Annotated in this window: 15 protein-coding genes; all 15 read right to left on the reverse strand. The window is 71.0% G+C overall.

The window, feature by feature from the left end:
- Nucleotides 1-212: 212 nt before the first annotated feature.
- The gene (locus EFK50_RS02930; protein WP_123226054.1) at nt 213-1,685 is read right to left on the reverse strand and encodes a glutamate synthase subunit beta; all 1,473 of its coding nucleotides are present in this window, start codon (nt 1,683-1,685) and stop codon (nt 213-215) included.
- Nucleotides 1,686-1,753: 68 nt separating this feature from the next.
- On the reverse strand, nt 1,754-6,319 hold the full coding sequence (gltB, locus tag EFK50_RS02935; protein WP_246004002.1) for a glutamate synthase large subunit: 4,566 nt from the start codon (nt 6,317-6,319) through the stop codon (nt 1,754-1,756).
- A 200-nt stretch (nt 6,320-6,519) separates the two neighbouring features.
- Complete coding sequence (gene lgt / locus EFK50_RS02940) at nt 6,520-7,518, reverse strand: prolipoprotein diacylglyceryl transferase (RefSeq protein ID WP_123226055.1); 999 nt, start codon at nt 7,516-7,518, stop codon at nt 6,520-6,522.
- A 51-nt stretch (nt 7,519-7,569) separates the two neighbouring features.
- Nucleotides 7,570-8,388 carry a tryptophan synthase subunit alpha gene (gene trpA / locus EFK50_RS02945; protein WP_123226056.1) on the reverse strand — a complete coding sequence of 273 codons (819 nt, stop codon included), beginning with the start codon at nt 8,386-8,388 and terminating at the stop codon, nt 7,570-7,572.
- Nucleotides 8,385-9,644: a tryptophan synthase subunit beta gene (trpB, locus tag EFK50_RS02950; RefSeq protein ID WP_123226057.1), complete on the reverse strand. Its 1,260-nt coding sequence runs from the start codon at nt 9,642-9,644 to the stop codon at nt 8,385-8,387. Before trpB ends, trpA begins: the two co-directional genes overlap by 4 nt.
- The gene (trpC, locus tag EFK50_RS02955; RefSeq protein WP_123226058.1) at nt 9,641-10,429 is read right to left on the reverse strand and encodes an indole-3-glycerol phosphate synthase TrpC; all 789 of its coding nucleotides are present in this window, start codon (nt 10,427-10,429) and stop codon (nt 9,641-9,643) included. Before trpC ends, trpB begins: the two co-directional genes overlap by 4 nt.
- A gap of 104 nt (nt 10,430-10,533) precedes the next feature.
- The gene (locus tag EFK50_RS02960; protein ID WP_123226059.1) at nt 10,534-10,725 is read right to left on the reverse strand and encodes an HGxxPAAW family protein; all 192 of its coding nucleotides are present in this window, start codon (nt 10,723-10,725) and stop codon (nt 10,534-10,536) included.
- An 87-nt stretch (nt 10,726-10,812) separates the two neighbouring features.
- On the reverse strand, nt 10,813-11,400 hold the full coding sequence (locus EFK50_RS02965; protein ID WP_221177248.1) for a Trp biosynthesis-associated membrane protein: 588 nt from the start codon (nt 11,398-11,400) through the stop codon (nt 10,813-10,815).
- A complete protein-coding gene (gene hisI, locus EFK50_RS02970) occupies nt 11,393-11,743 on the reverse strand; it encodes a phosphoribosyl-AMP cyclohydrolase (RefSeq protein ID WP_123226061.1) in 351 nt (116 codons plus the stop codon). Before hisI ends, EFK50_RS02965 begins: the two co-directional genes overlap by 8 nt.
- An 82-nt stretch (nt 11,744-11,825) precedes the next feature.
- Nucleotides 11,826-13,622, reverse strand: a complete 1,797-nt coding sequence (locus tag EFK50_RS02975) for an ABC transporter ATP-binding protein (RefSeq protein ID WP_342772362.1) — start codon at nt 13,620-13,622, stop codon at nt 11,826-11,828.
- Nucleotides 13,615-15,444: an ABC transporter ATP-binding protein gene (locus tag EFK50_RS02980; protein WP_246004003.1), complete on the reverse strand. Its 1,830-nt coding sequence runs from the start codon at nt 15,442-15,444 to the stop codon at nt 13,615-13,617. Before EFK50_RS02980 ends, EFK50_RS02975 begins: the two co-directional genes overlap by 8 nt.
- Before the next feature lie 65 nt (nt 15,445-15,509).
- On the reverse strand, nt 15,510-16,325 hold the full coding sequence (locus EFK50_RS02985; protein ID WP_123226062.1) for a VldE C-terminal domain-containing protein: 816 nt from the start codon (nt 16,323-16,325) through the stop codon (nt 15,510-15,512).
- A 160-nt stretch (nt 16,326-16,485) separates the two neighbouring features.
- Nucleotides 16,486-17,634: a tRNA dihydrouridine synthase DusB gene (gene dusB, locus EFK50_RS02990; protein ID WP_281273977.1), complete on the reverse strand. Its 1,149-nt coding sequence runs from the start codon at nt 17,632-17,634 to the stop codon at nt 16,486-16,488.
- 4 nt (nt 17,635-17,638) lie between these two features.
- On the reverse strand, nt 17,639-18,289 hold the full coding sequence (locus EFK50_RS02995) for a hypothetical protein (protein WP_148046034.1): 651 nt from the start codon (nt 18,287-18,289) through the stop codon (nt 17,639-17,641).
- A 58-nt stretch (nt 18,290-18,347) separates the two neighbouring features.
- The coding region (locus EFK50_RS22590) for a His/Gly/Thr/Pro-type tRNA ligase C-terminal domain-containing protein (RefSeq protein WP_246004004.1) at nt 18,348-18,798 on the reverse strand (451 nt) is incomplete at its 5' end.

Consider the following 18,798-nt stretch of genomic DNA (forward strand, 5'->3'; position numbering starts at 1 on the left):
AACCTGCTCGTCGAGACCGAGTGGGCGAAGCGACGTTGACGAACGCAGTGAGGATCACGACACCAGGGTATCGGTCCGGACCTGGAACGATCCAACCCGTTCGCCGCGCCGCGATGAACGGGTGGTGAACGACCGACGTTCAGTCGCCAGGTGGGGCCCAGTCATCGGGCAGAACGGGCCCGCTCGACCGACAGATCGGGCCCGTTCGGCGACTAGGCGGTGACCGGGCGCTCGGTGGGCGGGATCGGCGCCGGGAGGGTGGTGGCCCCGCCGGTGAGGTACTTGTCGACCGCCGCCGCGGCAGCACGCCCCTCGGCGATCGCCCAGACGATCAGGGACTGGCCGCGACCGGCGTCGCCGGCGACGTAGACGCCCTTGACGGTGGAGGCGTAGTCCTTGTCGCGGACGATGTTGCCGCGCTCGTCGAGCTCGACACCGAGCTGGTCGACGACGCCGCCCTGCTCCGGTCCGACGAAGCCCATCGCCAGCAGCACCAGGTCCGCCGGGATCTCCTTCTCGGTGCCCGCGATCGGGGCGAACGAGGCGTCCACCTCGACCAGGCGCAGCGCCTTGACGTTGCCCTCGTCGTTGCCGAGGAACTCCTGGGTCGAGACGGCGTACACGCGGTCTCCCCCCTCCTCGTGGGCGGAGGAGACCCGGAAGGTCATCGGGTACGTCGGCCACGGCTGGTTGCCGGGGCGGTCCTCGCCGGGGCGCGCCATGATCTCCAGCTGGGTGACCGAGGCCGCGCCCTGACGGGTGGAGGTGCCCAGGCAGTCCGCGCCGGTGTCGCCGCCGCCGATGATCACGACGTGCTTGCCGGTGGCGACGATCTGGGCCGAGCCGTCCGAGGTCGCCGGCTCGCCGACCGCGACCCGGTTGGCCTGCGGCAGGAACTCCATCGCCTGGTGGATGCCGCCGAGCTCACGCCCGGGGACCGGGAGGTCACGGGCGATCGTGGAACCGATCGCGAGCACCACGGCGTCGTACCGCTCCCGCAGCTTCTCGCCGGTCAGCTCGCCGCCGACGTCGACGCCCGCCCGGAAGACGGTGCCCTCCCGCCGCATCTGCTCGAGACGACGGTCCAGGACCTTCTTCTCCATCTTGAACTCGGGGATGCCGTAGCGCATCAGCCCGCCAATCTTGTCGGCACGCTCGTACACCGCGACGGTGTGCCCGGCCCGGGTCAGCTGCTGCGCCACCGCGAGACCCGCCGGCCCGGAGCCGACCACGGCGACGGTCTTGCCGGAGAGCCACTCGGGCGGCTGCGGACGGACGTTGTGCGACTCGAACGCGCGCTCGATGATCGAGACCTCGACGTTCTTGATCGTCACCGGGTCCTGGTTGATGCCGAGCACGCAGGCGGTCTCGCACGGCGCCGGGCAGAGCCGTCCGGTGAACTCCGGGAAGTTGTTCGTCGCGTGCAACCGCTCGATCGCCGCGTCCCAGTCGTCCCGGTACACCAGGTCGTTCCACTCGGGAATGATGTTGCCGAGCGGGCAGCCCTGGTGGCAGAACGGGATCCCGCAGTCCATGCAGCGCGAGGCCTGCTCACGGATGATCGGCAGCAGCGCCCGACCGGGGCCACCGGGGTAGACCTCGTTCCAGTCCTGGACGCGCTCGTCGACGGGACGCCGGTCGGCGACCTGGCGGCCGTGGTTCAAGAAACCCTTGGGGTCAGCCATGCGAGGCCTCCTTCGTCGGCACGCACGGCGCCATGACTGTGCTGATGGTCTTCACGGGACTCGCAAGCTCACCCATGAAGACTCTCCATCATCTTCTTCGCGGTCTCGGCCTCGTCGAGCCCGTCGGCCTCGGCCTTCGCCTTGGCCTCCATCACGGTGCGGTAGTCGCGCGGCATCACCTCGGTGAAGCGGGGCAGCGCGGCGGTCCAGTCGGCGAGCAGCTCCTCGGCGACCGTGGAGCCGGTCTCCTCGAAGTGCGCGGTGACCAGACCCCTGAGGAAGTCGGACTCCGCCGCCGGGACCTGGCCGAGGTCGACCAGCTCGCCGTTGACGCGACCCGCGTCGAGGTCCAGCACGTACGCCGTCCCGCCGCTCATCCCGGCCGCGAAGTTGCGCCCGGTCGGGCCGAGCACGATCACGGTGCCGCCGGTCATGTACTCGCAGCCGTGGTCGCCCACGCCCTCGACGATCGCGGTCGCACCCGAGTTGCGGACGCAGAAGCGCTCACCGGCCCGGCCGCGCAGGAAGATCTGGCCCGACGTCGCGCCGTACCCGATCGTGTTGCCCGCGATCACCTGCTCCGAGGCGTCGAAGGTCGCAGACCGGTCCGGGCGGACGACGACGCGCCCGCCGGAGAGGCCCTTGCCGACGTAGTCGTTGGCGTCACCCTCCAGGCGCAGCGTGATGCCCGGCGGCACGAACGCGCCGAAGGACTGACCCGCCGAGCCGACCAGGGTGAGGTCGATCGTGCCCTCGGGAAGACCGGCCGCGCGGTAGCGCTTGGTGACCTCGTGGCCGAGCATCGTGCCCACGGTCCGGTTGACGTTGCGCACCTTCACCTGGGCGCGGACCGGCTCACCGGACTCGAGCGCCGGGGCGCAGAGCGCGATCAGCTCGTTGTCGAGCGCCTTGTCCAGACCGTGGTCCTGGCCGGTGGTGTTCCGCAGGGCGGCTCCCTCGGGCAGGTCCGGGACGTGGAAGATCGGCGCGATGTCCAGGCCGGACGCCTTCCAGTGCTCGACCGCCTTGACGGAGTCGAGCACCTCGGCGTGGCCGATCGCCTCGTCCAGGGTGCGGAACCCGAGCTCGGCGAGGATCTCGCGGACCTCCTCGGCGACGTACTCGAAGAAGTTCACGACGTACTCGGCCTTGCCGGAGTAGCGCTCGCGCAGCACCGGGTTCTGGGTCGCGACGCCGACCGGGCAGGTGTCCAGGTGGCAGACCCGCATCAGGATGCAGCCGGAGACCACCAGCGGAGCGGTGGCGAAGCCGTACTCCTCGGCGCCGAGCAGTGCCGCGATGACGACGTCCCGGCCGGTCTTCAGCTGGCCGTCGGTCTGCACCACGATCCGGTCGCGGAGCCCGTTGAGCAGCAGCGTCTGCTGGGTCTCGGCCAGGCCGAGCTCCCAGGGACCGCCCGCGTGCTTCAACGAGGTCAGCGGCGAGGCGCCCGTACCGCCGTCGTGGCCGGAGATCAGCACCACGTCGGCGTGCGCCTTGGAGACACCCGCGGCGACCGTGCCGACGCCGACCTCGGCGACCAGCTTCACGTGCACCCGGGCAGCCGGGTTCGCGTTCTTCAGGTCGTGGATCAGCTGGGCCAGGTCCTCGATCGAGTAGATGTCGTGGTGCGGCGGCGGCGAGATCAGGCCGACACCGGGCGTGCTGTGCCGGGTCTTGGCCACCCACGGGTAGACCTTGTTGCCGGGCAGCTGGCCGCCCTCACCGGGCTTGGCGCCCTGCGCCATCTTGATCTGGACGTCGTCGGAGTTGGTCAGGTACTCCGCGGTGACGCCGAAGCGTCCCGAGGCGACCTGCTTGATCGACGAGCGGCGCTCCGGGTCGTAGAGGCGCTCGGCGTCCTCGCCGCCCTCACCGGTGTTCGACTTGCCGCCGAGCCGGTTCATCGCGATCGCCAGGGTCTCGTGCGCCTCCATCGAGATGGAGCCGTACGACATCGCCCCGGTGGAGAACCGCTTCACAATCGCGCTGATCGGCTCGACCTCGTCGATCGGTATCGGTGCCCGGCCGGTGCTCTCGGCGTCCTTGAACGCGAACAGCCCGCGCATCGTCATCAACTTCTCGGACTGCTCGTCGACCGCCTTCGTGTACTGCTTGAAGACGTCGTAGCGACCCGACCGGGTGGCGTGCTGGAGCCGGAAGACCGTCTCCGGGTTGAACAGGTGCAGCTCGCCCTCGCGACGCCACTGGTACTCGCCGCCGATCGCCAGGTCCCGGTGCGCCGGCGCGATGCCGTCGATCGGGTACGCCGTGCGGTGCCGCAGCGCGACCTCCTCGGCGATCACGTCGAGACCGACGCCGCCGAGCTTGGAGGTGGTGCCGGTGAAGTACTTGCCGACCAGCTCCTCGGAGAGGCCGAGGGCCTCGAAGATCTGGGCACCGGTGTACGACGCGACCGTGGAGACACCCATCTTGGACATCACCTTGAGGACGCCCTTGCCGAGCGACTTCACCAGGTTCTTGACGGCCTGCTCCGGCTCGGACTTCACGTAGAAGCCGTCCCGGGCCAGGTCCTCGACGGTCTCCATCGCCAGGTACGGGTTCACCGCGGCGGCGCCGTAGCCGATCAGGGTCGCGACGTGGTGCACCTCGCGGACGTCACCGGCCTCGACGATCACGCCGACCTGGGTGCGGGTCTTCTGCCGGACCAGGTGGTGGTGGACCGCGGCCGTCATCAGCAGCGACGGGATCGGCGCGTGCACGGCGTCGGAGTGCCGGTCCGAGAGCACGATCACCCGGGCTCCGGCGGCGATCGCCTCGGAGACCTCGACGCAGATCGCGTCCAGGCGGGCGGCCAGCGCCTCGCCGCCACCGGCCACCTCGTAGAGGCCGCGGGAGACGTGCGTGACGAACCCGGGCATGTCGCCGTCACGGTTGATGTGCCGGATCTTGACGAGCTCGTCGTTGGTGATCACCGGGAACGGCAGCACCACCTGGCGGCACGAGGCCGGACCGGGGTCGAGCAGGTTGGCCTCCGGGCCGATGGTGCCGTTGAGGCTGGTGACGAGCTCCTCGCGGATCGCGTCCAGCGGCGGGTTGGTCACCTGCGCGAAGAGCTGCGCGAAGTAGTCGAAGAGCAGCCGCGGCCGGTCCGAGAGCACCGCGATCGGCGTGTCGGTGCCCATCGAGCCGATCGGCTCGGCCGGGTTGTTCGCCATCGGGGTGAGCAGGACGCGCAGCTCCTCCTCGGTGTAGCCGAAGATCTGCTGGCGGCGCGTCACCGAGGCGTGGCTGTGCACCACGTGCTCGCGGTCGGCGATGTCGCTGAGCTTGATCAGCCCGGCGTGCAGCCACTCGTCGTACGGGTTCTCGGCGGCGAGGGTGGACTTGATCTCCTCGTCCTCGATGATCCGGTGCTCCTCGGTGTCGATCAGGAACATCCGGCCCGGCTGCAGCCGGCCCTTGCGGACGATCGTCGCCGGGTCGAGGTCGAGCACGCCGACCTCGGAGGCCAGCACGACGAGGCCGTCGTCGGTGACCCAGTAGCGGCTCGGGCGCAGACCGTTGCGGTCCAGGACCGCGCCGACCTGTGCACCGTCGGTGAAGACCACGCACGCCGGCCCGTCCCACGGCTCCATCAGCGCGGAGTGGAACTCGTAGAACGCCTTGCGCTGGGCGTCCATCTCGGTGTGGTTCTCCCACGCCTCCGGGATCATCATCAGCACCGCGTGCGGCAGGCTGCGACCGCCCATGTGCAGCAGCTCGAGGACCTCGTCGAACGAGGCCGAGTCGCTGGCACCCGGCGTGCAGATCGGGAACAGCCGCTCCAGGTCTCCGGGGATCACGTCGCTGGAGAGCAGCGCCTCGCGGGCCCGCATCCAGTTCCGGTTGCCCATCACGGTGTTGATCTCGCCGTTGTGCGCGATGAACCGGTACGGGTGGCTCAGCGGCCAGCTCGGGAAGGTGTTCGTGGAGAACCGCGAGTGCACGACCGCGACCGCGGACTCGACCCGCTCGTCGACGAGGTCCGGGAAGACCTGGTCGAGCTGGTCGGTGGTGAGCATGCCCTTGTAGGCGATGGTGCGGCTGGACAGCGACGGGAAGTACACGTCGGTCTCGCGCTCGGCGCGCTTGCGCAGGCAGAACGCCAGCCGCTCCAGGCCCATCCCGAGGATCCGGCTGCCGGTCGCGGCGACGAAGACCTGCGCGAACGCCGGCATCGTGGCCAGCGCGGTCGCGCCGAGGGACGACGAGTCGGTGGGGACCTCGCGCCAGCCGAGGACGGTCAGGCCCTCCTCCGCGGCGATCTCCTCGATCCGGGAGCGCGTCTTGGCGGCGTGCTCGGCGTCGCCGGGGAGGAACGCGGTGCCGACCGCGTACGCGTGCGCGGCGGGCAGGTCGAAGTCGACGACCTCGCGGAAGAAGCGGTCCGGAACCTGCATCAGGATGCCGGCGCCGTCACCGGAGTTCGGCTCGGCACCCGCGGCACCGCGGTGCTCCAGGTTGCGCAAGGCGGTGAGCGCCTTGAAAACGATGTCGTGGCTCGGGACCCCGGTGAGGGTCGCGACGAACGCGACACCGCAGGCGTCGTGCTCGTTCGTTCCGTCGTACAGGCCCTGCGGAGCAGGTCGTCCGAAGAGTCCAGCGGCTGGCGGGAATGCGTGCATCTGCATTCTCCCGTCGTCGTCTAGCGCACGCGGCTGCTCCCCACGAAGGGGCTCGGCTCAGTGCGGCGGTGGAAGCATGCTGCACAGGACTTCACTGGCCCGTGCGGAAGAAGGTTCAGCCTACAACAGCAGAGCCCTCGCGCGCTCATCGGTTTCACGCGTTGGGCGGGTGCCGAACACCACACCCATGGATCCATAACCGCAGGTCAGACCGGCGTTTCGGGGTCAGGAGCCGGGTCCTTGGAGGCGTCCGGGGTGTCCGAGTTGTCCACAGCCTGACCCGCCGGAGCGGCCGCGACGGGCTCCGTGACCAGCCCGGAGTCCGTTTCCGGCGGCTGGTGACCGTCGAGGTAGACCGACTCCTCGCGGCTGTTCGGGGCCGGGTGCCGGCGTCCGACGATCACGAAGTAGCCGAGCGCGAGGGCGAAGAGGATGATCGAGGTCCACACGTTCAGGCGCAGGCCGAGGACGTCGTTGTACTCCACCGTGTCGATCCGCAGGTGCTCGATCCAGCCCCGGCCGGCGCAGTAGGCCATCACGTAGAGCGCGAACGCGCGCCCGAAGCCGAGCTTGAGCTTGCGGTCCAGGTAGATGACCACGCCCATCGCGCCGAGATTCCAGATGCACTCGTAGAGGAACGTCGGGTGGAACGTGTACGGCGCGCCGTCCGGGAAGTTCTTGTCGATGTCGAAGCCCGACGGGATCTTGTCCCGGGCGATCTCCAGGCCCCACGGCTTGGTGGTCTTCCCGCCGAACAGCTCGGAGTTGAAGTAGTTGCCCCAGCGGCCGATCGCCTGGGCCAGCAGCAGCGCCGGCGCGAGCGCGTCCATCAGCGGCAGGATCCGGATCCCGTACCGCCGGCAGGCCAGCGCACCGCCGAGGACGCCACCGGCGATCGCGCCCCAGATGCCGAGGCCGCCGTGCCAGACCTTGAGCGCGTCGAGCGCGTTCCGGCCCTCACCGAAGTAGAGCGCGTGGTCGGTCGCGACGTGGTACGCGCGAGCACCGATCAGCCCGAAGGGCACCGCCCAGAGCGCGATGTCGCCGACCTGGCCCGCCTTGCCGCCCCGCGCGACCCAGCGCTTCTCGCCGAGCCAGACCGCGGCGACGACACCGAGGATGATGCAGAGTGCGTAGGCCCGGACCGGCAACGGGCCGAGGTCCCAGACGCCCTGCGACGGGCTGGGGATGAACTGGGCGATCACGACGACTCCTCGGTAGCGGGCCTGAGCGTCTCGATCATGCCAGTCGGGTCCTCATCCGGCGCGGACGCCCCGCGCCAGGTCCTCGGTGAGGGCGCGCAGCGCGGCCAGCCCCGCGGCCCGGTCGCTGCCGGCGTCGAGGAGCGGGCGGACGAAGGCCGACCCCACGATCACGGCATCGGCGTAGCCGGCCACCTCGGCCGCCTGGTCGCCGTTGGAAACGCCGAGTCCGACCCCGACGGGCAGGTCGCCGCCCCAGCCGGCGACGGTGGCCTTGGTGCGCGCGACCAGCGGGCCGGCGAGGTCGCTGGTGCTGGCCCGGGCACCCGTCACGCCCATCACCGCGGTCGCGTAGACGAACCCGCGACAGGCTCGCGTGGTCATCTCCAACCGGGCATCGGTCGAGGACGGCGCCACCAGGAAGACCTTGTCCAGGTCGTGGGCGTCGGCAGCGGCGATCCACGCGCCACCCGAGTCGGGGGTCAGGTCGGGCGTGATCAGGCCCGCTCCTCCGGCGTTGGCGAGGTCGCGGGCGAACCGCTCCACGCCGTACCGCTCCACCGGGTTCCAGTACGTCATGATCAGCGTCGGGGTGCCGGTGGCGGCGACCGCCTCGACGGCACGGAGCACGTCCTGGGTGCGCACTCCCCCTTCGAGGGCCTGCTGGGCGGCGGCCTGGATGGTCGGGCCGTCCATCACCGGGTCGCTGTAGGGCAGGCCGATCTCGATGACGTCGCAGCCGGCGTCGACCATCGTCTTCATCGCCTCGATCGACCCCGGGACGTCCGGGAAGCCGGCCGGCAGGTAGCCGACCAGGGCGGCGCGGCCCTCGGCGCGAGCGGTGGCGAAGGCGGCGGTGCTGCTGGCGGTCACCGGGCACCTCCGGGCGTCTCGCCAGGGTCGACGTCCGAGGAGGCGAGTCCGAACCACTCGATCGCGGTGCCCATGTCCTTGTCGCCCCGTCCGGAGAGGTTGATCAGGATCGTGGCGCCGGGGTTCTCGGCGGCCAGCCGCAGCGACCCGGCGACCGCGTGCGCCGACTCGATCGCGCAGATGATGCCCTCGGTCCGGGCCAGCAGCGCCAGCGCGTCCATCGCCTCGGCATCGGTCACCGGCTGGTAGTCGGCGCGACCGAGGTGCGCGAGCTGGGAGTGCTGCGGCCCGACGCCCGGATAGTCGAGGCCGGCCGAGATCGAGTGCGACTCGATCGTCTGGCCGTCCTCGTCCTGGAGGACGTAGGTACGGGCTCCGTGCAGGACGCCGACCTCGCCGGCGTGGATGGTGGCGGCGTGCCGCGGCGTCTCGACCCCGTCGCCACCTGCCTCGAAGCCGACGATCCGGACGTCCGCGTCGTCGAGAAACGCGGTGAACATGCCGATCGCGTTCGATCCGCCGCCGACGCACGCGGTGACGATGTCGGGCAGCGCGCCGAACTGCTCCAGCACCTGCACCCGGGCCTCGTCACCGATGCCGCGGCAGAAGTCCCGGACCATCGCCGGGAACGGGTGCGGGCCGGCCGCCGTACCGAAGCAGTACGCCGTGTGCTCGACGCTGGCGACCCAGTCCCGGATGGCTTCGTTGATCGCGTCCTTCAGCGTCATGCTGCCGGAGTCGACGGCGATCACCTCGGCGCCGAGCAGGTTCATCCGGGCGACGTTGAGGGCCTGCCGCTCGGTGTCGACCTTGCCCATGTAGACCGCGCACTCCAGACCCAGGTACGCCGCCGCCGTGGCGGTCGCGACGCCGTGCTGGCCGGCGCCGGTCTCGGCGATCAGCCGGGTCTTGCCCATCCGCTTGGCGAGCAGCGCCTGGCCGAGGACGTTGCGGATCTTGTGGGCACCGGTGTGGTTCAGGTCCTCGCGCTTGAGCAGGATCCGGGCACCGGCGTGCTCGGACAGCCGGGTGGCTTCGTAGAGCAGGCTCGGCACGCCGGCGTACTCGCGGAGCAGGCGGGCGAACTCGTCGAGGAACTCCGGGTCGGCCATCGCGTCGGTCCACACGGCGGTGAGCTCGTCGAGCTCCGCGATCAGCGCCTCCGGCATGAACCGGCCGCCCCACTGCACGTCGCCGCTGACGAAGTGACCGGTCTCGTCGGGTCCCCAGAATCCTCCCGGTGTCCCCGTGCTCATCGGGCTCCTCCCGCGTTGCGGATCGCGGCGACCGCGCTGGTCGGGTCGCCGTCCTTGACCAGGGCCTCGCCGACGAGCGCGACGTCGGCGCCCTGGGCGGCGAAGCGACCGGCGTCGGAGGGTCCGCCGATGCCGGACTCGGCGACCTTGACGATGCCGTCCGGGACCAGCGCGGCCAGCCGGCCGAACGCGTCCGGGTCGACCTCGAGGGTCTTGAGGTTGCGGGCGTTCACGCCGAGCAGCTCGGTGCCGACGGCCAGCGCCCGCTCGACCTCGTCCTCGTCGTGCACCTCGACCAGCACGGTCAGGCCGAGGCCGCGGGCGGTCGCGTACAGGTCGGCGAGAGCGGCGTCATCCAGGGCCGCGACGATCAGCAGCGCCAGGTCCGCCCCGCCGGCCCGCGCCTCGAGGAGCTGGTACTCGGTGACGATGAAGTCCTTGCGCAGGATCGGCGTCGGTACGGCGGCACGCACCGCGTACAGGTCGGCGAGCGACCCGGAGAACCGGCGCTCCTCGGTCAGCACCGAGATCGCGTCCGCGCCACCGGCCGCGTAGGCCGTCGCGAGCGCCGCCGGGTCCGGGATGTCGGCGAGCGCGCCCTTGCTGGGCGAGCGGCGCTTGACTTCGGCGATCAGGCTCAGTCCCGGTGCCCGGAACGCCGGCATCGGGTCGCGCGCGGGGTCGACGTCGGCGAGCTGGGCGCGGACCTCGGCGAGCGGCGTACGAGCCTGACGGACGGCCAGGTCCTCGCGGACGCCGGCGACGATGTCGTCGAGGACGGACATGGTGAGCCTCACTGGTTGCACGGTCTTTCGAATGCCAGCGCCATTGCCAGCCCTAGGTTCTCACGCTCCGCAACCCGATTTCCGGGCGCGGAACCCCGACCCGGTCAGTGGCTGTCGTGGAAGCCCATCCGGATCATCACGTAGAACGTGATCAGGGCGACCGGAGCGAACGCGACGCCGACCCAGAACAGCGGCATCGAGGTGACCATCACACCGATCCCGCCCACCACGAAGCCGGCCAGTCCGAGGATCACGGCGGTCCAGGCTGCAGGGGTGTTGCCGTGGTTGTCCGACATGGGTTTCGACTCCTTGCTGAGGCACCGGTGGCGAGGCACCGGGTGCAGGTACGGGCGTGAGCAGTCTAGGGGGCGTCGTCCGGCGGGTCAGCGCGCGGTCGGGTCCTGACCCTCGTCGAGCGCCTTCCAGAGGGTCAGGTCGTCGACGTCGGCGGGGTCCGCGTCGGGGTCCGCCGCGGACGCGGCTGCTGCCGGGGCGTCGTATCGGCTGCTCATCGAGGGCCAGGTCGGCGCGCTCCGGAAGCCCGCCACCAGGGCACCGAGCTGCAGCACCGCGGCGACCACGGTCGTCCAGAGCCACGGCCGGTGACTGAGGTCGCGCACCGCGCTCGCTCCCCGGTCCGCGAGCGCCCGCCCGGCGACACCGTCGCCGTCGAGACCGAACGCGACGATCAGCACCCCGATCGTCGCCGCGGCACCGACCACCAGCGCGAGCCGGCGGGCCGTCGTACCGGAGACCAGGACGACTCCCCAGCTGGCCAGGGAGACCAGCGCGAGGGCGAGGGCGAGCGGTGCCGCGTCCGACCCGGAGATCTCGACGCTGACCCGGATGCCGGCGGCGTCGCCGTTCGCGGTGAGCCAGGTCTGCGAGGACGCGACCGCGGCCAGAGCCCCGGTCGCGACGCCGGCCAGGAGGATCGGCCCGAAGGTACGGCGACCGCTGACCTCAGCCACGGTCCGGCCCCAGCAGGTCCTCGTCGAAGCAGGTCCGGGCACCGGTGTGGCAGGCCGGCCCCTCCTGGTCGACCTTCACCAGCAGGGTGTCGCCGTCGCAGTCGAGGCGGACCTCGACGACGTGCTGGCGGTGCCCCGACGTCTCGCCCTTGACCCAGTACTCGTTGCGCGACCGGCTCCAGAACGTGCCGCGACCGGTGGTCAGCGTGCGGTGCAACGCCTCGTCGTCCATCCAGCCCAGCATCAGCACCTCGCCGGTGTCGTGCTGCTGCACCACGGCGGGCACCAGGCCCTGGTCGTTGCGCTTGAGGCGGGCGGAGATCGCGGGGTCGAGGGAGGTCACGGGTCGATTATCTCCGACGGGTGACAACTCCGGCCCACTCGTCCGACGACAACGGCCCGCTCGCCCGACAAGAAGGGCCTGTTCAACTTTGTTGGGCGGTCCACGAGGCGTGCAGGCGGCCGTAGATTCCGCCTTCGGCGACGAGGGCCTGGTGGGGGCCTCGCTGCGCCACCCGGCCGCGGTCGAAGACGATCACCTCGTCGGCGTTCTCGGCCGTCGTGAGCCGGTGCGCGATGGTGACGCTGGTGCGGCCGGACATCAGCGCCTCGAGCGCCCGCCCGATCCGCATCTCCAGGGCCGGGTCGACGGCGCTGGTGGCCTCGTCGAGGACCAGCAGGTCGGGGTCGGCCAGGTGCGCCCGGATCAGGGCGACCAGCTGCCGCTCCCCGGCGCTCAGCGACTCTCCGCGCTGGCCGACCCGGGTGTCCAGCCCGTGCGGCAGGCCGTCGAGCCAGTCGGTCAGGCCGAGCTCGTCGATCGCCTCCCGGATCCGCTCGGTGCCGGCCGCCAGGTCGCCGTACAGGACGTTGTCGCGCAGGCTCGAGTCGAAGAGGAATCCCTCCTGCGGGACCAGGACCACCCGGCGGCGCAACGAGGCGAAGCCGACGTCACGCAGGTCGTGGCCGGCGAGCCGGACCGACCCGGCCGTCGGGTCCATCAGGCGGGTCAGGACCTTGGCGAAGGTGGTCTTGCCGGAGCCGGTCTCGCCGACGACGGCGACCCGGGTGCCGGGTTCGATCTCCAGGTCCACGTCGATCAGCACCGGCGGCCCGTCGGGGTAGCGGAACTCGACGTGGTCGAACGCGATGCCCAGCGGTTCGTGCGGCAGCTGCTCCCCCGTCGTCCCCGGGTCGTCGAGGTCGGCCGGGGTGTCCAGGATGCCGATCACCCGGCGCCACCCGGCGATCGCGTTCTGCCCGTCGGTGAGCACCTGGGTGCCCATCTGCACCGGGCTGACGAACAGCGTCACCAGGAACGCGAAGGCGAGGACCTCGCCGGAGGTGATCTGCCCGTCGAAGCCGAGCCAGATCCCGACGATCAGCACCAGCGCGTTCGCCAGTCCGCCGGAGAGGCCGCCGAGCGAGAAGGAGAACGCAGTCAGGCCCTGGGCCCGGGTGCTGGCGGCCTGGTACCGCCTGATCGAGTCGTCGATGCGCGCCTGGGTCCGGTCCTCGATCGCGTGCGTCCGGACCACCAGGGCTCCGACCACCGGCTCGGCGACCACCGACAGCATCTGGCCGACCATCTGGCGCACGGTGCCGTAGGACTCCGAGAGCCGGCGCTGGAAGTACTGCAACGATCCGAACAGCGGCAGGAAGCAGACCCAGACCACGATCGTCAGCTGCCAGCTGTAGAACAGCATGATCACCGTGGCGACCACGATCTGGCCGACGCTGATGATGCCGATGATGCCGCCGAAGACGAGGAACTGGCTGACCTGGTCGACGTCGCTGGTGACCCGGGAGACCAGCGCCCCGCGACGCTCGGTGTTCTGGGTGAGCAGCGGCAGGTCGTGGACGTGCCGGAACGCCTTGATCCGCAGGGTGGCCAGGCCGCGTTCCGCGGTGGTGAAGAGCCGCGCGGTCATCAGGTACGACGAGATCCCGGTCAGCACCATCGCCGCCGCGGCCAGCAGCGCCATCGCGACGACGTACGACTGGTCGACGCCGTTCGGTCCGTTGATGCCCTTGTCCAGGGTCTGCTGCACCGCGATCGGTACGACGACCCGGCCGGCCGTCCCCAGCAGCGCCAGCGCCATCGTGCCCCAGAAGCCCTGCTTGAGCTCCGGGGAGATCTCCGCGCCGCGCTTGATCGTCGCCCAGGCGGAGATGTTCTCGCCCGAGTCCATCGCGGTCGCAGCGCCGATTGCCTCACTCACCGGCGACCACCTCCGCGGCCGTGGTCTCGTAGGCGTTGACCAGGTGCGCGTAGGCGGGGTTGCGGAGCAGCAGGTCCTCGTGGGCGCCGCGGTCGGCGATCCGGCCGTCGGCGAGGAAGAGCACCTCGTCGGCCAGCGCGATCGTGGCCTTGCGGTAGGCGATCAGGACGAGCGTCGACCCGGCGGCGTCGGCGTCCGCCCTGGTGCTCCGCATCGCCGCCAGGATCCGGGCTTCCACCTCGGGGTCGACCGCCGAGGTGGCGTCGTCGAGGATCAGCAGCCGCGGGTGGCGGACCAGTGCCCGGGCCAGCGAGAGCCGTTGCCGCTGACCGCCGGAGAGCGTGGTGCCGCGCTCGCCGAGCCTGGAGTCCAGCCCGTGCGGCAGCGCCGCGACGAACCCGTCGGCCTGGGCGGTGCGCAGAGCGGCCCAGACGTCCTCGTCGCTGACGTCCTCGCCCAGGGTGACGTTGCCGCGGACGGTGTCGTCGAAGAGGAACGCTGTCTGCGGGACGAGCGCCGCGTGCCCGGCGAGCTGGCCGGGGGCGAGGTCGCGCACATCGGTGCCGTCGACCAGGACCCGCCCGGTGCCCGGGTCCACCAACCGGGTCAGCAGCGTCGTCAGGGTGCTCTTGCCCGCCGCGGTCTCGCCGACGATCGCGACCGTCTGCCCGGGCTCGACGGTGAAGCTGAGCTCGTCGAGCAGCGCCGCACCGCCCGGGTAGCCGAACCCGAGCCGGTCCACCTCGAGCCGGGCACCCGTGCCGGTGGCCGCCAGCGTGGCGTCGCCGTACGTGGTCCGGACCGGCTCGTCGAGGACCCGGTGGACCCGGCGGAAGCCGACCACCGAGCGCGGGAACTCGCCGAGCAGCCAGCCGATCGAGCGGATCGGGAAGGCGACGATGGTGAGCAGGTAGGCGATCGTGACGACGTCGCCGGCACCGGCGTTGCCGTGCTGGATCTGGTAGACGCCGACGCCGAGGACGGCGAGCACGCCGAGGCTGGGGATCGCTTCGAGGATCGGGTCGAAGACGGCGCGGATCCGGCCGACCCGGATGCCGAGGTCGCGCAGCTCGTTCGCCTTGGCCGCGAACCGCTCGGTCTCCTCGGCCTCGCGGCCCAGGGTCTTGACGACCATCGCCCCGTCGAAGGACTCGTGCGCGATCTCGGAGAGCTCGGCGCGCAGCGCCTGGATCCGGGTGAACAGCGGCGAGGAGAAGTGCTGGTAGGTCAGCGTCGCGACCGTGACCAGCGGGAAGACCATCAGTCCGACCACGGCCATGGTCAGGTCGACGAGCAGCATCTGGGCGACGGCGATCGCCATCATCGCGACCGTCCCGACCGCCATCGGGAGCGGTGCGATCGGTGCCCAGGCCGCCTCGACGTCGGCGTTGGCGTTGGAGAGCAGCTGGCCGGTGGGGTGCCGCTGGTGCCAGGCCATCGGGAGCCGCAGGTACTGCGACGTCACCTCGCGCCGGTAGGCGGCCTGCATCCGGTACTGCATCACGCCGGCACCGAGCCGGCGCGCGACGATGCCGACGGCGCGCAGGATCGCGACGCCGACGAAGAGCGCCAGCACTGCCCACAGCAGCCCGGCCGAGGTCTCCCCGGTCCGGAACGCCGGCAGCAGCACGTGGTCGGTGGACCAGCCGAGCACCCAGGCGTCGGCCACGGTGAGCGCGCCGAAGAGCACGCTGCCCAGGGTGGAGAGCGTGAAGACCCACGGCTCCCGCCGGATCGCCACCCCGAGCACCCGGAACCCGTCCATCAGGGTCGTCCGCGACGCGTCCACCAGGGTGTCGTCGGTCGCGGGGTCAGTGCTCACAGTGGGCCAACCCTAGGTGCTGGCGGTCTGTTCCCGCGCGCGGATTTCTGTGCTGGGAACGGGCCTCAGTAGACCGACACGTGGACGTGGTCCATGTGATTCGCGGTGGCGGAGCCGCGGCTCGACATGGAGCGCCAGCCTTCTCCCCCGCGCTCCTGGGTGAAGATCCGCTGCCGCCAGATCACGCTGTAGAGATTGAACTCGGCGGCGTTGGCGCGCAGGAACTCGGCGATCGCGGTGCCGAGCGAGACATCGCTCGTCATGATGTCGATGGCCTTGCCGCCGCGGTGCTCGCCATGGTTGTCGCGACCGCCGTAGCTGGTGATCTGCGGGAAGTTGTTGCAGACGGCCCGGTAGACCCGGATCGCTCCGGCGGTGAGGCCGCTCTCGACGCCGCTGGTGCCGGCGCAGGGCTTGTCGACGATCGGCAGGTTCCCCGGGGAGGTCGGCTTCTTGGCGACCAGGTACTCGGCGGTGACCCAGTAGGCCTTCTTGTTCACGACGACCTGGGCGTAGCCGGCCCGCTTCACACCGGTGACGGCGATCCGGCTGAGGCTGTCGACCTCACCGCGGGTCCTGGCGCCGTCCGTCGGAGCGAGTCGGAGGTCGAGGTCCGCGGTGGACCAGCGCTTGGCGGTGACGACCGGGACGCGCTCGACGCTCCGGGAGAGCGGAGCGGAGCGGTCGGCGGTGGCGGCCGCGGCAGCGCCGGCGGCGACGGTGCTGGATGCCTGCAGCGCGGGGTCGGGCTTCTGGGAGGCGTCGTCGGCGAGCGCGACGCCGGCGCCGACGACGGCGCAGGTGACGAGAGGAGCGGCGATCAGGGTGAGGCGCTGGGCCCGAGAGTTGCGCGAGGCAAGGCTGTGTCGGCCTTGGGGCACGGGGTGGGTCCTAACGTTGACTACAGGGTCTGCCCGCCCGAGAGGGCGCGACCATGCAAACACGGATCAGCGTCAAAAGACCAACTGAACTCGCGACATATAGGGACGAAACGGTCGTGACGCGTCCCACCCGCGGAGGCCGTAACCCCGGATTTCACGCTCAGCCGCCGCTGACCTCGTCGGCGTCCTCCTGCAAGCTCAACCCTGTGCCGTCCTCGTCGTCCAGCCAGCCCTCGGGCAGCACCACCCGCTTGCGCGGACTCCCCTGACGCCCCCGTGGCGCCCCCAGGACGACGGTCGGGAACGGCTCGTCGCCGTCGAGCTCGGCGAGCAGCCGCTCCAGCTCGGCCAGCGAGCTCACCAGCGCCAGCGCGTGCCGCAGGTCTCCCCCGGCACTGAACCCCTTCAGGTACCAGGAGATGTGCTTGCGGAACTCCTTGCACCCGCGCTCCTCGCCCATGTGCTGGCTGAGCAGCTCGGCGTGCCGGTACATCATCGTGCGGACCTCGCCCAGCGTCGGCAGTACCAGGCCGCTCGCGCCGGGTCCCGCGGTGCCGGTGAAGGCGGCCGCGAGATCGCGGAAGAGCCACGGCCGGCCGAGGCAGCCGCGTCCGACGACGACACCGGCCGCGCCGGTCTCCTCGACCATCCGGAGCGCGTCGGCGGCCTCCCAGATGTCGCCGTTGCCGAGCACCGGGATGCCGACGTGCTCGACCAGCTCCGCGATCGGTGCCCAGTCCGCGGTGCCGGAGTAGCCCTGGACGGCGGTCCGTCCGTGCAGGGCGATCGCCGCGGCGCCGGACTCCTCGGCGATCCGGCCGGCGTCGAGGTAGGTCAGGTGCTCCGGGTCGATCCCCATCCGGGTCTTCATCGTCACCGGGACGCCGTACCGGGCGGCGGCGGAGACCGCGGCGGTGAGGATCTCGCCGAGCAGGTTCCGCTTCCAGGGCAGCGCGGCGCCGCCGCCCTTGCGGGTCACCTTGGGCACCGGGCAGCCGAAGTTCAGGTCGACGTGGTGGACGCCGTAGTCGGCGCAGAGGATCTCGGTGGCCTTGCCGACGTACGCCGGATCGGTGCCGTAGAGCTGGACCGAGCGGACGTCCTCGAGCTCGTCGAAGACCAGCATCTGCTTCGTGGTCGCGTCGCCCTCGACCAGCCCGCGGCTGGTGATCATCTCGCAGACGTACAGCCCGGCGCCCTGCTCACGGCAGAGCCGGCGGTAGGCGGCGTTGGTGATCCCGGCCATCGGGGCCAGCACCACGGGTACGTCGACCCGGACCGAGCCGAGGGCTAGTCCAGAAGCAGGCACAGCGTCAGGACGCCTTCTTCTTGTCCTGGGGGACGGTCACCGTGCCGGTCCACAGGATCGGGTCGCCCTTCTGGTCGGCACCCCGGAACGACACCCCGGTCATGGTGCCGTGGTCCGGCGCCAGGTAGACCAGGCAGGTGCTGAGCTCGGCCTGCGGCGCGAACGTCGTCGGCAGCTTCGTCGAAGGGCACTTGGTGAACGAGTTGGTGAAGCTGGACGCGATGATCAGCGTCTTCGGGGTGCGGTTGTCGACCAGGTAGAGCGGGATCGGGGTCTGGCCGACGTCGCCGTCGCCGACGTTCTTCACCTTCACCTGGACGTAGTACGGCGTCGAGTTCCGGGTGCGCTCCTCCAGCGAGTAGCCGCTGAGGTCGCCGATGGTGCCCTGGGTCGCGGAGAGCACGGTCAGCTCGAGGACCGACTTGCGCTGCTCGTTGGGCGCGTAGGCCACCCGGGCCGCCTCGCCGAACTTCAGCTCCGAGCCGAAGTCGGTGAGCTCGATCCCGGTCGGGACCGGCACCTCGGTCTGCGCGTTGGCGTCGGCGCTCGGCCCGGCCTTCTTCTCCGGTTGGCCGCCGCACCCGGCCAGCGTCAGCGCAGCCACCAGGGCGGCGACCGGAAGGGTCAGCAGGGAGCGGTGGGTGCGCACGATCACCCGGACATTGTGCACGGCAGAGCACCCGGAGTGCGGGATATCAGGCCCGACCGGACGCTCAACAGCCGACCAGCCGCTCCGCGAACCAGGTGCGCAGGCCGTCGAGCGAGATCCGCTCCTGGTGCATCGAGTCGCGCTCGCGGACGGTGACTGCGTTGTCGTCCAGGGTGTCGAAGTCGACGGTGACGCAGTACGGCGTCCCGATCTCGTCCTGACGGCGGTAGCGGCGGCCGATCGCGCCGGAGTCGTCGAAGTCGACGTTCCAGTACTGCCGGAGCTCGGTCGCGAGCGCCTTGGACTTCGGGGTCAGGTCCTCGTTGCGGCTCAGCGGCAGCACGGCGATCTTGACCGGCGCCAGCCGCGGGTCGAGCTTCAGCACGGTGCGCTTGTCGACACCGCCCTTGGTGTTCGGGGCCTCGTCCTCGGTGTACGCGTCGACCAGGAAGGTCATCAGGCTCCGCGACAGTCCGGCCGCCGGCTCGATGACGTAGGGGAAGTACCGCTCGTTG

The sequence above is a fragment of the Nocardioides marmoriginsengisoli genome (assembly GCF_003725695.1).
In the GTDB taxonomy this organism is placed as follows: Bacteria; Actinomycetota; Actinomycetes; order Propionibacteriales; family Nocardioidaceae; genus Marmoricola; species Marmoricola marmoriginsengisoli.